Source organism: Treponema sp. OMZ 788, from assembly GCF_024181245.1.
Classification (GTDB): Bacteria; Spirochaetota; Spirochaetia; order Treponematales; family Treponemataceae; genus Treponema_B.
Map to the genome: position 1 here is coordinate 145,629 of NZ_CP051199.1, position 14,066 is coordinate 159,694.

Annotated in this window: 14 protein-coding genes and 2 pseudogenes; 8 read left to right on the forward strand and 8 right to left on the reverse strand. The window is 36.7% G+C overall.

Features of this window, described 5'->3' with window-relative positions; all coding sequences use genetic code 11:
* Window positions 1–45 precede the first annotated feature (45 nt).
* The 4 genes and pseudogenes from thiD to E4O00_RS14065 all read left to right on the forward strand — a co-directional run bounded on the left by thiD (window position 46) and on the right by E4O00_RS14065 (window position 4,205).
* Window positions 46–855, forward strand: coding sequence for a bifunctional hydroxymethylpyrimidine kinase/phosphomethylpyrimidine kinase (gene thiD, locus E4O00_RS00625; protein ID WP_253678072.1), 810 nt, complete (start codon window positions 46–48; stop codon window positions 853–855).
* Between the two features lie 208 nt (window positions 856–1,063).
* Window positions 1,064–1,996, forward strand: a complete 933-nt coding sequence (locus E4O00_RS00630) for an ABC transporter ATP-binding protein (protein ID WP_253678073.1) — start codon at window positions 1,064–1,066, stop codon at window positions 1,994–1,996.
* Complete coding sequence (locus tag E4O00_RS00635; RefSeq protein WP_253678075.1) at window positions 1,996–3,051, forward strand: ABC transporter permease; 1,056 nt, start codon at window positions 1,996–1,998, stop codon at window positions 3,049–3,051. Before E4O00_RS00630 ends, E4O00_RS00635 begins: the two co-directional genes overlap by 1 nt.
* Window positions 3,038–4,205: pseudogene (locus tag E4O00_RS14065) on the forward strand (ABC transporter permease). Before E4O00_RS00635 ends, E4O00_RS14065 begins: the two are co-directional and overlap by 14 nt.
* Window positions 4,206–4,244: 39 nt before the next feature.
* Here E4O00_RS14065 and E4O00_RS14020 read toward each other — a convergent pair.
* The 8 genes and pseudogenes from E4O00_RS14020 to E4O00_RS00680 form a co-directional block, all read right to left on the reverse strand.
* Entirely contained in the window at window positions 4,245–4,526 is a 282-nt protein-coding gene (locus E4O00_RS14020; protein ID WP_305880171.1) for a CC/Se motif family (seleno)protein, read from the reverse strand.
* Window positions 4,527–4,662: 136 nt separating this feature from the next.
* The gene (locus tag E4O00_RS00650) at window positions 4,663–5,715 is read right to left on the reverse strand and encodes a hypothetical protein (RefSeq protein ID WP_253678078.1); all 1,053 of its coding nucleotides are present in this window, start codon (window positions 5,713–5,715) and stop codon (window positions 4,663–4,665) included.
* A gap of 79 nt (window positions 5,716–5,794) precedes the next feature.
* On the reverse strand, window positions 5,795–6,712 hold the full coding sequence (locus tag E4O00_RS00655) for an SPFH domain-containing protein (protein WP_253678079.1): 918 nt from the start codon (window positions 6,710–6,712) through the stop codon (window positions 5,795–5,797).
* Entirely contained in the window at window positions 6,705–7,634 is a 930-nt protein-coding gene (locus E4O00_RS00660) for an SPFH domain-containing protein (RefSeq protein WP_253678080.1), read from the reverse strand. Before E4O00_RS00660 ends, E4O00_RS00655 begins: the two co-directional genes overlap by 8 nt.
* A 125-nt stretch (window positions 7,635–7,759) precedes the next feature.
* Window positions 7,760–8,161, reverse strand: a complete 402-nt coding sequence (locus E4O00_RS00665; RefSeq protein ID WP_253678081.1) for a type II toxin-antitoxin system VapC family toxin — start codon at window positions 8,159–8,161, stop codon at window positions 7,760–7,762.
* A complete protein-coding gene (locus tag E4O00_RS00670) occupies window positions 8,158–8,361 on the reverse strand; it encodes a type II toxin-antitoxin system VapB family antitoxin (RefSeq protein ID WP_253678082.1) in 204 nt (67 codons plus the stop codon). The genes E4O00_RS00665 and E4O00_RS00670 overlap by 4 nt, the downstream gene beginning before the upstream one ends.
* Before the next feature lie 55 nt (window positions 8,362–8,416).
* A complete protein-coding gene (locus E4O00_RS00675) occupies window positions 8,417–9,601 on the reverse strand; it encodes a class I SAM-dependent RNA methyltransferase (RefSeq protein WP_253678083.1) in 1,185 nt (394 codons plus the stop codon).
* Between the two features lie 23 nt (window positions 9,602–9,624).
* Window positions 9,625–10,495, reverse strand: a pseudogene (locus E4O00_RS00680) (PHP domain-containing protein).
* 95 nt (window positions 10,496–10,590) lie between these two features.
* Between E4O00_RS00680 and E4O00_RS00685 the strand changes: the two are divergent.
* From E4O00_RS00685 to E4O00_RS00700, 4 genes are read left to right on the forward strand one after another with little or no spacing between them, the layout of a single operon-like run.
* Window positions 10,591–11,592: a cyclic nucleotide-binding domain-containing protein gene (locus tag E4O00_RS00685; protein ID WP_253678084.1), complete on the forward strand. Its 1,002-nt coding sequence runs from the start codon at window positions 10,591–10,593 to the stop codon at window positions 11,590–11,592.
* 3 nt (window positions 11,593–11,595) lie between these two features.
* Entirely contained in the window at window positions 11,596–12,255 is a 660-nt protein-coding gene (locus tag E4O00_RS00690; protein WP_253678085.1) for a Crp/Fnr family transcriptional regulator, read from the forward strand.
* Between the two features lie 11 nt (window positions 12,256–12,266).
* On the forward strand, window positions 12,267–12,788 hold the full coding sequence (gene lspA / locus E4O00_RS00695) for a signal peptidase II (RefSeq protein WP_253678086.1): 522 nt from the start codon (window positions 12,267–12,269) through the stop codon (window positions 12,786–12,788).
* 16 nt (window positions 12,789–12,804) lie between these two features.
* Entirely contained in the window at window positions 12,805–13,914 is a 1,110-nt protein-coding gene (locus E4O00_RS00700; protein ID WP_253678087.1) for an FAD:protein FMN transferase, read from the forward strand.
* The last annotated feature ends 152 nt before the right edge of the window (window positions 13,915–14,066 follow it).

The following is a 14,066-nucleotide window of genomic DNA, read 5'->3' on the forward strand; positions in this document are numbered from 1 at the left end:
TAATCTCTCCCAATTATAGATGATAAACTAGTAGGAGAATGACATATGATAAAACTCGCAACAATTGCCGGATCGGATGCATCCGGAGGTGCCGGTTTAGAGGCAGACTTAAAGACTTTTCAAGAGTATGGCGTATACGGAATGGCTGCCGTCACGGTAATTGCAACAATGAATCCCGACAAAGAATGGGGACATGAGGTTTTTCCTCTTGACGAGCAAACCATAAAGGCTCAGCTTGAAACAATTTTTAAAGGCATAGGTGTTGATGCAGCAAAAACCGGAATGCTTGCAACAAATTACGCAGTTGAACTTTCTGCAGAGTATCTAAAAAAATATGATGTAAAAAACTATGTTCTCGATCCTGTAATGGTTTGTAAGGGCGGAGATCTTGCCTTAAACCCCGAGCTTAATAATCTTATTATCGAAAAGCTCTTACCATTGGCAAAGGTAATAACGCCGAACCTTTTTGAAGCCGGACAAATTGCTAAAATGCCGACTCCTTCTACAATCGAAGAAATAAAAGAAGCCTGCAAGATTATTCACGGAATGGGCGTTCCCTATGTTTTTATTAAGGGAGGTGCTAAATTGGAAGGCGAACAATCTGCAGTAGATATTTTTTATGATGGAGAGCAATTCTTAAAAGTAGAAGGCGGTCTTATCGGCACAAGATGGACTCACGGAGCAGGCTGTACTACCGCCGCAGCCATCGCAGCCGGTTTAGGTGTCGGGCTTGAGCCGTATGAAGCCGTAAGAAGAGCAAAGAAATTTATAACATTGAGCCTTCAAAACGGATTCCAACTTAATAAATGGGTTGGCCCCGGTAATCCTGCCGCATGGCGAAAGAGCTTTAATTAATTATTAAAAACTATAATGGGCCGTTTTTTAAGATAACTTAGAAAACGGCTCTTTAAATTTATCTTCAATAAAGACATCAATCATCAATTTAATATGACAAATGTCATATTTAAACCTCAAAAAAAATGACAGTTTTTACTTTTAAAATTTTAAAAATAAGGTATAATCTATTCATAATTGATATAGAAAGTTTTTATAGGGGGACATTATGATTTTAACGGTAAAAAATCTTGTAAAAAGGTACAACGAAAAAACGGCACTTGATCATTTTAATATGGAAGTCAAAGAAGGTGAAATTCTAGGTCTTTTAGGGCCGAACGGATGCGGAAAAACTACAGCCATAAACTGTATTCTTTCTCTTTTAAAACACGGTAAGGGTGAAATAAATATTTTCGGCGAAGAGATGAAGCCTAATGCCCTCCATATCAAAAAAAGAATAGGTCTTGTTCCTCAAGAGGTTTCTGTTTTCTATAATTTTACCGTAAGACAAAATATAGATTATTTTTGCGGACTTTATGTGAGCAATACTGCTGAGAGAAAGAAGCTTGTCGATGAAGCAATCGATTTTGTGGGTTTAAAAAATTATGCTTCTTTCCGTACAAAAAAACTTTCAGGAGGCCTTCTGCGCCGGCTCAATATTGCCTGCGGTATCGCCCATAAACCTGAGCTGATTTTTTTGGATGAGCCTACAGTTGCCGTCGATGCTCAAAGCCGCAACTTCATTCTTTCAGGAATAAAGGAACTTGCAAAAAAAGGAAGTACCATTGTGTACACTACCCATTATCTTGAAGAGGTAGAAGAGCTTTGCGATAGAATCATCATAATGGATGAAGGACGAGATATTGCGAACGGAACTTTGGAAGAATTGCACAAGCTGATCCGCACAAGTGAAAAAATGGTTGTCGAATTTGTCGAAACTAAGGATAACCTCCAGGAAGATCTAAAAAAAATCCCTCACGTTTTGGAAGTTAGCAAAAACGGAAACGAATTTTTAATCAGTTTTGAAAATTCGATTAACAACTTAAATGAACTTATCTTATTTATAAACAATAACAACTTGGCTTATACCAAGTTATATTCGGAATTACCCAGCTTAAACGATATTTTCTTGGAGCTTACGGGAAAGGAGTTAAGAGACTGATGAAATTCTTTTTACGCGAAATAAAATATTATAGTATAGATATGCTTCATTCTTTAGACGGAATGTTTTGGACTCTTGTATATCCGATACTTTTGTCTTCACTCTACTTTACGATATTTTCGGCTGTAGGTAATTATGATGCCGGTAAAATAGAAATCGGTATCGAAAAAAATAATCCCATTTATCGTACTCTCGAATTTACCGGAATGTTTGATACAAAAATAATTGCAGAAGCTGATGCAAATGAAATGCTCCGAACAAAAAAAATAAAAACCTTTATTGAAGCCGGCCAATCAATTCGCGTAAGCGAGGATGGTTTATCACAGACAATAACAAAAACCGTAATCGACCAAATAAAACAAATTGAAGCTCTCAATGTTCCAATAAATTCTTTTCAATACGGTAAAAATTATATTGAAAGTAAAAATGAAAAAATGAGTTTGAGTATTATCTTATTCTATTCTCTTTTGGCTATGGTTTCAATTTACACAATGTTCGGATCAATAGATGTTGCTTTAAAGATACAGGGAAATATTTCAAAACTGGGGGCAAGAATTTGTACGACTCCCATTAAACGCTTTTACTCTTATCTTGCAGGAATTATATTTTATATCGTTTTTAATCTTACAGCCAATCTCATATATATTTCCTTTGTGCTCTTTGTTTTAAAGATACCATTTATAACAGATTTTAAGGTTACGCTTTTACTCTTGGTTTATGCAAATATTTTTGGATCGGTTGTAGGTTTATTTATAGGTTCTGCTCCTATAGGCGATACACAATCAAAAAGTATGATCTGTGTTTTTTCAAGTCTTTTTTTAGCCTTCTTATCCGGCATGATGGGGCCTGAAATAAAAATGTCTCTTGAAAATGCTGTGCCTATTTTAGGTACAATAAATCCTATAGCTCTTTTTACGACCAATCTTTACAATATAAATATTTTGGGAGAATATAGTTCTATGCCTGCATTTTTTATTGTTTACACAATAGGTATTATAATATTTTTATCGCTTTCATTTATTAATTCAAGGAAGGTGCAATATGATAGTTTATAAAAACTTTCTAAGATTAGTTTGGACAAAAAAAATCAGTACAATGATTTATGTTGTGATTTTTTTGTTTATAAGTTTTATGACGCTAAAATCTCAAGACTCTCAGGTAAGCGAATTTGCTGAAACTCCTCTTAGCGTTAGCATAGTCGACAATGATGATTCTGAACTGTCAAAAAAGTTAATTTCTTATTTGAAGTCAAAACATGATGTTTCTATAATCGACGGAAAAAACAAAACTGATGAAGAGATTTTACGGGAAATGAAAAAAGGAATTTCCTTACAAAGAATACATGCAGGCCTTATACTAAATAACAATATGGAAGAAAATATAATGAATGGTAAAAAAGCTCTTATAAGTTTCAAGGATGACAGAAAAAAGTCAGGATTCTATATAGATCTTCAGGTAAATATGTATTTAACATTTGCGGCCAGCGTAAAAAAAATCACAAGGTATTTTTGATTTTCAAAAAATCGAAGATGCTCTTAGAGTGAACACAAAGGTAAATAAGGTTAGCTTTCAAAAAAATCTTTCGGTAAATATTTGGTTTAAAGTTTTTTTCAATTTTTTCGGATGGATAGTTTTTTCCGTTATTCTTAATTCGGTGGGCTGGGCTATGTTCGAGTTAAATAATGAACGCTTAAAGATTAGAAATAATGTTTCACCTCTTTCTACATTAAGATTTGTTTGTGAAAATTTTTTGGCTCAATTAACTGTAGTAGTTGCCGTTCTTTCAATTTTGATAGGTTTTGCAGTTATTACAAATATTAACAGGTTAGAAAATATCCCTCTTTTATTCTATGCATTTAATGCTCTAATATATACTGCCGTTGTTTTGGCTCTAACTTTTATGTTTAACTCTTTTTTAAAAAAGGGTTCGGTTATGGGTATAATCGGTACAGTTCTTCCTCTTTCATTGGCTTTTATTTCGGGCGTTTTTGTCGAACAAGAATTGCTGCCGGATTTTATTGTAAATATTTCCCGCCTTTTCCCGACATACTATTATGTAAGTTCAAACGAATTTACTCAAATTAATTTGTCTATTGATTGGAAAAATATCGGAATGCTTTTCTTATTTCTTCTTCTTTATTTTACGATAGGGACTTACTTTTCAAAGTTAGGAAGGTCTCAAAGTAGAATTGAATTTAGCAGACAATAAAAAAATCGGTAAGATTTTTATCTTACCGATTTTTGATTCTTAGATCATTCCGTCAACCATTAGCTTTTCGAACCATAAAAATGATCCGACTGTAATCGTCAATGTTCCGTTAACAGAGGGTGTTCCCTTTTTAACGTAAACGGTAATTCCGTTGTCCTCAAATTTATCGAAATTACCTAAATTATTGGGCACGCCGACATACACGGTCGGTTCTAATCTCGTACCCCCTCAAGAAGCGCACATTTGAAGTGCACAATAAACCGAGTCGGTATTTTTTTCTTTGATTTTATCTCTCGCAGAATCTTCAACTCTAACATTCATGTTGGGCCTCCAAAAAATTAATTGCAATCCGCCTTTATCAATACCTTAGTGAACTGTTTCAAGGCTCTTACAGAATTAAAATAAGGTTTTTTAGTGTAAAAGTCAAGAAAACTATAAAAGAATTTTGGGAATTACCCTAAGCCGAGCAGTCACTGTCATCTACAAATAGCAAAAACCATTTATCTTCAATGTCGAAAAAATAAAATGTGTTTTTTATAAAACCCTCATCCAAAACTGCGATTTTTAAGACAGCCTTGTAGTTTTTGGGGAGGCTTATTTTTAATTCTTTTATTTCTCCGTTTTGAAAACTTTTAGGATCAACAGCTTTAGGGAGCTCTTTTACGACTGCACAATATACTCCGTCTTTATCGTTTGATTTTTCACAAAGGCCTCCGCCTGGCATTTTGTCATAAAAAGGAATTGAGCCTCCAAACTTATTTGCTGAGGGTGTTGTAGAAAAATCGGTGCTTTCATCAAAGCCGAAATTTTCTTCTGCCGAAAAAAGTAAGACTTGAGGGCCCGGATTATAAAAACGCCTTACTCCGTATTCCGGATGTATAAAATCAGCTAATTTGGGACTTGAGTTTTTTAATAGAAGATTAAAGTTGTTTTCCCAGTACACATTCGATAAAAACGAAAACGCAAATGAAATCAGTTTTCCTTCATCGTAAGTATTTGTATGAGTGAGAGAAGCTGAAGTCAACTCAAAAGAGTCTATTATATGGGTTAAAATATCCCAATATGTGTCATAATCTTTTTTGTTATATTCGAATCTGATTGTATAAAACTTTTCGTTTATAGCAAGAGTCTGACAAAAAAACATTTTGTTTTTTGAGTAGCCTTTTAAAATAAATCCGTCGCGGCCTATGTTTTTATCGCTTACCGTAAAATTTTCCGCTTCTTTTTTTTCAAGAATTTCGGCTGTTTTAAAAATAAACTCAGGGCCGGATTCTTCTATATTCAAAACTGAAACAGATAAGTTTACGGTTCCGTCATCACTTATAAATACTTGTTGCGGATGAGAGCCTTCTACCGGTTTTAAAATTTCTGAAGGGTAATCGATGTCATAACCTTCTTGTGTGTTTGTGTATGTTAAATATTTTCCGGTAAATTCAATCTGTTTATTTGAACAAGATATTATAAAAATTAATGTAAAAAAAATAAAACTGCTTTTTTTTAGATTGAACATTTTGCCCCCATAAGACTCTTATAAAATTTTGTGCAGGTAAAAAGAAAATGCACTGCAGAAGTCCTGCAGTGCATAAAAATTATTGGATTATTTCTTCGGCCATGTCTATGGTCATCTTCTTTATATCGGTGAGATCTGCCGACATAATAATCTTTGTTTTTTCATCTATAGAACTTAAAGCGTTTATCCATTCCTGAGAAACGGTGAGCTTTGCAGCTTCCATACCGCCTTGAATTTGGGTAGAAGCGGCAATCTTTTTAATACCCTCAGCTGTAGCTTCGGCAACGGCAACAATTTCTCGGGCTTGTCCTTCCGCTTCATTTATCATTCTCTCTTTTTCGCCCTCGCTTATGTTTACGGCTTCTTCATAAGCGGCTCTCGAAAGGTTAATAACCGTTTCCATCTCTCCGACGGAGTGAGCTATTTCGGCCCGCTTTTCGCGTTCGGCCTTCATCTGGTTTTCCATTGCATCCATGATAGAGTCGGAAACTCTTATGTTTTGAATTTCGTAGCGCGTAACTTTTACGCCCCAAGGATCTGAAGCCTCATCCACGGCCTTTACGACCTGAGCGTTTATCTGTTCGCGGGCTTCAAAGGTGTCATCCAAATCAAGCTGTCCTACCACCGAACGCATGGTTGTCTGTGCAAGAAGAATTGTTGCATAGCGGTAGTCTCTTATACCGTAGCTTGCCTTGATCGGATCGAATACTTGAAGGTAGAGGATACCGTCAATCCGTACCTGAACATTGTCCTTGGTAAAACAGTCTTGGGCCGGAACATCGATAGCCTGTTCCTTTAAATTCTGCTTGTATTTTACCCTATCCAAAAATGGAAACAGAATGTGGAAGCCTGCATCCAAGGTTGTGTGGTATTTTCCTAAGCGTTCTACAATTAAAGCAACCTTGTGCGGAACAATTCGGATGCTTCTAAAAAGAGCAACAATAAAAACTATTGCAATGACAGCCGTAATAACAGACGGGATTATAAAATTAAGCATTTCTACCTCCCTCTAAGTTCTTCATTTCTTTTCCGGAATTTTTAATAATATCGGTAAAAGCTGCTAGGCCTGCAATATTTTCCGGGTAAACAGAAACATTTGATTTTTTGATAATGTGTTCAAATCTTTGAATATAGTTTTCGGCTAGGCGGATTCCCATAGCTGTTTTTCCTCCCGGCTGAGAAAGAGCCTCTGCAATTAAACGCAAGCCTTCGGCTGTCGCATTACTCGTTATCTCGATAGCTTTTGAGCGTCCTTCAGCGAGATTGATCCTTCGTTGTTTTTCGCCCATAGCCTTGTTTATGGCTTCCTGCTTTTTACCTAAAGAAATATTTATGCGGGATTGCTGTTTTCCCTCACTCGAAAGAATGTTGGCCCGTTTTTCGCGTTCGGCCCTCATCTGTCTTTCCATAGCTTCGAGGATTGTGCGGGTGGGTGTGATATCCCGTATTTCGTAACGGGTAACCTTTATGCCCCAGTTGTCGGAAGCCTCGTCTAAAGCCTTTACAATATTGTCGTTTAGGCCTTCTCTTCCGCAAAAGGTTCTATCAAGTTCCAGCTTTCCTATTTCGCTTCGCATAGTTGTCTTTGCAAGCTGAGCAACTGCATAGCGGTAATTGTCGATTCCGTAGCTGGCCTTAACCGGATCAAAAATCTTTAGGTAGAGAATTCCGTCTACCTGTACCTGAACATTATCGGCCGTAATACAAACTTGCGGATCTACATCCAAGGCTTCTTCCTTTAAGTTTTGCTTATAGGCAATCCTGTCTATAAAGGGTGCTAAAATATGGAAACCTGCGGTGAGAGTCCGCGAATATTTTCCAAGTCTTTCAATAACATAACTTTCCTGTTCCGGAACTACAACGGCTATAGAAAATAAAATAATAACCGTTATGACCAGAGCAATGTATAAAGCTATCATCAGAGCGACCTCCTAATTTAATTCTTCGGCTATAAAAAATTTATATTTTAATGACCATTTTGATTGTAACTTGTTTTGTAAGATTTGTCTATAGTCGGGCATGAGGGAATTGATAATGTAAAATCTTAATTATATAGTTTTAACTCTTTTATAACTTTTGCCATATTTGTAAAATCATTATCGTTATGTAATAAGTATAAATCATTTTCAATTGCTGTTTCTGCTATAAGCAAATCTATCGTATTTCTAATGGTTATACCTCTTTGTCTGCATTTTAAGTTTATCATTGCAGCTTTTTCATAGGAATCTTGACCATATCTCAAGTGATATAGGGGAATTGTTTCGAAATACTTTTTGAGCAAGTTATACTCTTTAATATTTCTGGCACCCTGTAAAATTTCTTGATAAATAAATAGATTTATACCATAGGGGAGTCGTCTTTCTAAAATATATTCAAATTTGGAATTTGATTCATTATTTTGATTTTTCAAATAGCTTATCAAAACAGAGGTATCAACTAAAATCATTTTCCTGCCCGCATTTCTTTATAGTTATAATCTTCCGAAAAAAATATTTTACCTTTTAACTCTCTCAAATCTTTGATTTTACGATTTTGGACATATTCTTTTAAAGCTGTTTCGATAAGTTCTTTTTTTGTATGAATTTCAGTTGAATACTTAAAAGCTTCCTCGACCAAGGCATCATTTAAAACTATATTTGTTCGCATAATACACCTCCTCATACACATGGTAATGTATATAATATATTTTGTCAAGGTTTAATCAAGCCTTCCTAAAAACACCTAAAGTTTCGATATGGTGTGTTTGAGGATAAAAATCGAATAAAAAATGTTTTTCTAATTTGTAGCCTGACAAAAGAAGCTTCGCAGTATCACGGGCGAAGGTTACCGGGTCGCAGGAAATATAAGAAATTTGGTCTGTGCCGCTTGAGCAAAGCCAAGATAGGGCTTCCTTGTCTATGCCGCTCCTCGGCGGGTCTATAAAGACCGTATCGAATTTGAGTTTTGCTTCCTTAGTCTTTGCCCAGTTTTTTCCGTCCAAGCCATGATAAAAAGTTTTAGGCTCTGAGCTTTTATCTTTGAAGGTTCCTTCAATTCCCTTTGATGCAGAAGTTTTATTTACTTCAAAATTTTCCTTAGCATAGGCGAGGGCGTGTTTATTATGCTCGACAAGATGAATTTCTTTTGCCTTATCATAAGCAAAGAGAGAAAAGGTTCCTACACCAGAATAAAAATCTAAAATACGGCCTGCAATTTCCGTATGTTCAAAAATCATGTTTATCAGTTTTTCGGTCATTTTTAAATTCGATTGAAAAAAGCCCAAAGGGTTAAATTTAATCTTCTTCCCCGCAATCTGCACCTCGCAGTCTTTTGCATTTTTTTCGGTAAAAATTTTTTCTCCGTCCGAAAAAATGTGGACTCTGGAATTCGGCTCATATTCTTTTAAATCGGATTTTAAAAGGTTTCTTATTGCAGTTACCGCAACAGGGCAGTCCCTTATCTTTACCGAATCGGAGCTTTTATTTTCTTTTAAAGAAAGAGAGCCGTCCTTGTCAACATAAAACTGAAAGCGGGATCGATATTCCCAATCCGGGCCGCTTACAAAAATACTATTACTAGAATTAAAATTAGAGTTTAAAGCCCTGTCAAGGGCTTCAAGAGCCATTGACTTGCGTAAAAAGTGCTGATACTCGTCATCAGCTGTTTGAAGATTGCAGCCGCCGCAAGTATAAAAGTGAGGGCATTTCGGTTCTACCCTATGGGGAGATCTTTCTAAAATTTTTTCGATTTTTCCCTCGGTATAATTTTTATGTTCCTTTACGATTGAAATTTCCAAGACCTCATCAGGGAGGGAATAAGGAATAAAAACGGTTTTGCCGTCCTTTAAGTCCGCTATACATGAGGCACCGAAAACCATCTTTTTTGTTTTTACGATTTCTTTTTGCATAATTTTAATCTTCTAATAAAGGCCTATTTAGCTATAGGCAGAGGCGGAAGGTCAGGATGAATAGCTCTTAAATTTTCATAAAAGCGGTCTTCAATCTTTATGCCGTTTTTTGAGCTTTCTCCTAGTTTTCTGTCTTTTCGGATTGTTCCATGAAAGTCGCTTCCCGCAGTTACGGGCATATCAAGTGAGGCCGCCAGTTTTTCTAACCGCTTACAATCATTGTACTTTGTCGAAGAATTCCACGCTTCAAGTCCTACAAGGCCCTGCCTTTTAAAATCGGCTATAACATCGGGGAGAGAAGACCAAGATAAATATAGGGACATTGGATGGGCTAAGACAGGAATTCCGCCTGCCGATTTTACGGCCGAAATTGCTGCAGCAAGGTCTGCATTTTCTTTTTCTTCAAAAAAAGGCCGCCCTTTGGCAAAATACTTATCAAAGGCCTCCTGATTTTTTTTTGACCATTTTATGGGCTGCCATGTAGGCCGCAAAATGGGGTCTTCCTAAGCCCTTATCTCCGCCTGCAAAGTCTCTCACCTTTTCATATGAAATATCGAAACCTGCTTTTTTTAATTTTTCGGCCATTCTTTGATTTCTGTTGATTCTTTCATCCTGCAAATCCTGTAAGAGCATATTCAGCTCATGAGAATCTTTGCGTAAATCAAGCCCCAATAAATGAAGCTCTCCGGGGCTCCACTTAACGCTTATTTCTACACCTCGTATAAAAATTATGCCATGCCTCTTAGCTTCTTCCGCAGCCTCATCTAAGCCGCTTAAAATATCGTGATCCGTCAATGCAAAGGCCGAAATTCCCTCTTTTTTAACGGCAGCTGCAAGTTCTGAGGGGGTAAATGTTCCATCGGATGCTGTTGAATGAGTGTGTAAATCCACCATAAAAAGATTATATCAAAAAAAAGAAAGAAGGACTAGGTTTTTCTTAAAAAATATGTTAGAATGTTAGAACGCAAGTTTTATATTGGGAGGCCGTAATGCCTAAGGCTATTAATTACAAGGCAAATTCAGTTGTTTATTTCTCGGGAGACTTTGATGAGCGTGTCTTTCTTTTAAACACGGGCAGCATAGCTCTTACATCTATAGACATTGAAACGGGAGAACAGGTTACCGACTATATAAAGACAGGAGAATTCTTTGGAGTAAAGTCCGCATTGGGTAATTATCCAAGGGAAGAAAGTGCAATGGTTCTAACAGACTCCATAGTCTATTCTTTTACAAGCAAGGAATTTGAAGCCTTTGCACAGACAAATACCCGCATTATTTTACAGATGATAAAGGTTTTTTCCCGTCAATTAAGGACTATCCATAGACAGCTGGCCTCGCTTTTGGATAGTGAAGAAGAAACAAATCCTGAAGAGGGCCTTTTCAATGTTATGAATGCCTTTTATTCCTCCCAACATTATAAGGCTGCAGGACAGGTAGGAGCCCGATATAAGACTATTTATCCCGGAGGGAAATATATTTCGCAAGTAGAGCAAATTATCAGGAGCACAGCAGAAGTTACAGGCCGCTCTTTTGGAAATGCAGAAGGACATAATAATGAGTCTGTTATCATGCCGCACGAAAAACCGGCTCCTGTTTCTGACGGAACCGTTCATCTTGCGTATAATAAGGCTGAAGATCTTTTTGAAAAAGAAGAGTATGAAGCCGCTTATGATCAATACCATGCAGTAATTGAAGCCGGTGCCGGAGAAGAAATTACAGATAATGCCTATATAGGTGCCGGAAAAAGTTTGTATGCAAAAAAAGAATATGTACGCTGTTTACAGCTTTTAACGGGCTTTATTTCTCAACATCCCAAGTCTGTAAAAATAGGAGATGCCCTAATGTATCTTGGTATGTGTTATATGGATATGGAAAGACCCGATAAGGCAATAGCCTTTTTTGATAAGGCTGCAATCTTGTCGGGTGCCGGTATAATAGGTAAAATTCGGGAACTGCAAAAAGAATGCAGCAGCCGCCTGCAAGGAGCGTAAACTATGTCGGATCTTTTTTCTTCATTTTCACGATTTGCAAAAAAATTTCCTAAAGGGTCTGTTATATTTGCAGAATTTGAGCCCGGCTCATCATTCTACTTGATACAGTCAGGACGAGTTCAGCTTATAAAGATTATAAACGGATTTGAAAAGAATCTTGATATTTTGCAGCCCGGGGAGATCTTCGGAGAGATGGCCATATTGGATAACTCTCCGCGTTCGGCCTCAGCCATAGCTTATGACGATGTGATGGCCCTCGAATTCAATAAAGAAAACTTTGAAATATTAATGAAGGGAAATCCGGCCATTGCCATGCGTCTTTTAAAAACCTTTGTAAGGCGAATCTATGCACAAAGACGGAGGTTTATGATTTTAACTATTGAAGACAAGCCTGCAAGAATAGCTGATGTCTTTCTCATGTTGGATGAAACCCAGCCTAGTCTTGACAGAACAACGGAGATGAGAACCTTTGATACCACAATTGAAGAGGTTTCCCGTTGGGCGGGTCTTTCAAAAGAAGAAACCGAAGACAATATGCGTAAGTTTATCGATCAAGGCCGTATATCGGTTTATGATGACAGAATCATAGTCCAAAACATGACAGACTTAACCCGGTATGTTAATACACGCCGATCAAAAGAACAAAATTTATATGTATTATAAGGCAGGATCCTGTGAACAATAAAAAAGATTATTATCTTCCTTTTTTACTTACTGCAATAGTTATTATTGTAGACCAAGTTACCAAAATTTTGGTTGTAAAATATATGTCCGTAAATGAAGTGATTCCGTTAATCGGGGACCTTTTAAATTTAAGGTTTGTATACAATACCGGGGCAGCCTTCAGCCTTGGAGCCGGTTTCGGAGAAATTCCAAGAAAGATATTCTTGGTTTTTTTACCATTTTTACTTTTGCTAGCCCTTACCGGGGCATATATGAGATCTGCGGAATTGACAAAAGCTCAAAGATGGTTTATATGCGGAATAATAGGCGGAGGCTTCGGAAATATTATAGACCGCTTTTTTAGATCTGAAGGCGTTGTCGACTTTATAGATGTAAAATTTTTTGGTATTTTGGGAATGGAACGCTGGCCTACATTTAATGCTGCCGATTCTTTTATTGTTGTATGCGGAATAGGTCTATGTATAAATTTGATTTTAACCGGAATAAAACAAAAAAAAGAACAAGATAATTGATTTAGTTCCTTGATTTATGCTTAAACATTTTAATTTTTTCCCTTTTTTTTTAATTCTTCTTGTTTTTTCTTGTAAACCTGAACGGGCCGAGTATTCAAAAACATGGGTTGCTCTTGGGACTGTTTGCAGGGTGCGTATCCTGACTTATGAGCCTAAAAAAAATGCTGAAGCAGTTTTGGAAAAAACACATGAGGCACTGCTTCGGCTTGATTCAATCTTTAATGCAAACACCGATAAGATTTCGGCAGAAAATAATAACCTAAAAGGATTAACCTCTACAGAAGAGTCTGAGCTGGAGCGTCTTAACAAAGCTGCGGGCAATTCTCCTATAGAAGTTTCGCCTGAATTATATGAGCTTTTGCAAATTTCCCTTATGATGGCTGAATTAACCGATGGAGCCTTTAACCCTGCCATCGGACCCTTGGTCAAAATTTGGAACATCGGCTTTGAAAATGAGGCCGTGCCTTCTCCCTCAGATATCAAAAAGGTTTTGCCCCTTTTAGACTATAAAAATATAATCCTAAGTGACGGTAATAAGGTTTTTCTAAAAAAAGAAGGTATGAGGCTGGATCTTGGCGGGATTGCCAAGGGCTATGCTGCCGATAAGATTGCAAAAATACTTTTTAATTACGGCATAAAGGATTTTTTAATAGATCTTGGAGGAAACATCCTAGCTTCCGGTAAAAATCCGTCGGGAAAAACTTGGAAAGTTGCTTTGAGAAATCCTATAATAGGCAAAAATAATTCTGCTGCCGGTATAGATCTTCAGGATGCATCCCTTGTAACCTCAGGTAATTATGAAAGATTTATCAAAAAAGACGGAATAATTTATCATCACATCTTTGATTCGAAAACCGGCTATCCTGTACAAAACGATTTAAATGCTGTTTCAATTATGAGCGAAAGCTCTGCCCTTGCCGATGCTCTTTCTACATCTTGCTATGTTCTGGGAGAAGAAAAAGCACGGACTCTTTTGCAAAGTTTGATAACGGAGGATTTTCCCCTCATCGGAAACCCCGGAAGGCCTGCCTATTTTTTGTTTTATAAAGATAATTCCATATCCGTTTTTGGGAAGGATTCCGCTTCTGTTGAAGTTCTGGATTCCGATTTTTTTATAAAAAAGTAGATTAATTTTCTTCTAAAAAAGAAAAGAACCCCCGAAAGGAGGATACGGGGGTTCTTTTGAAGTAGTATGTGTATCTTTTCTGTGTGTGACAATAATTTATCAAATTAAATAAAAAGTGTCAATAGTTTTTGCGAAAAATATGTATTTTTATG

Coding starts and splice junctions, on each gene's coding strand:
- E4O00_RS00655 (WP_253678079.1), bottom strand. CDS start 6,712: ATGCTTAATTTTATAATCCCGTCTGTTATTACGGCTGTCATTGCAATA.
- thiD (WP_253678072.1), top strand. CDS start 46: ATGATAAAACTCGCAACAATTGCCGGATCGGATGCATCCGGAGGTGCC.
- E4O00_RS00665 (WP_253678081.1), bottom strand. CDS start 8,161: ATGATTTTAGTTGATACCTCTGTTTTGATAAGCTATTTGAAAAATCAA.
- E4O00_RS00670 (WP_253678082.1), bottom strand. CDS start 8,361: ATGCGAACAAATATAGTTTTAAATGATGCCTTGGTCGAGGAAGCTTTT.
- E4O00_RS00630 (WP_253678073.1), top strand. CDS start 1,064: ATGATTTTAACGGTAAAAAATCTTGTAAAAAGGTACAACGAAAAAACG.
- E4O00_RS00635 (WP_253678075.1), top strand. CDS start 1,996: ATGAAATTCTTTTTACGCGAAATAAAATATTATAGTATAGATATGCTT.
- E4O00_RS00660 (WP_253678080.1), bottom strand. CDS start 7,634: ATGATAGCTTTATACATTGCTCTGGTCATAACGGTTATTATTTTATTT.
- E4O00_RS00685 (WP_253678084.1), top strand. CDS start 10,591: ATGCCTAAGGCTATTAATTACAAGGCAAATTCAGTTGTTTATTTCTCG.
- E4O00_RS00650 (WP_253678078.1), bottom strand. CDS start 5,715: ATGTTCAATCTAAAAAAAAGCAGTTTTATTTTTTTTACATTAATTTTT.
- E4O00_RS00690 (WP_253678085.1), top strand. CDS start 11,596: ATGTCGGATCTTTTTTCTTCATTTTCACGATTTGCAAAAAAATTTCCT.
- E4O00_RS00700 (WP_253678087.1), top strand. CDS start 12,805: ATGCTTAAACATTTTAATTTTTTCCCTTTTTTTTTAATTCTTCTTGTT.
- E4O00_RS00675 (WP_253678083.1), bottom strand. CDS start 9,601: ATGCAAAAAGAAATCGTAAAAACAAAAAAGATGGTTTTCGGTGCCTCA.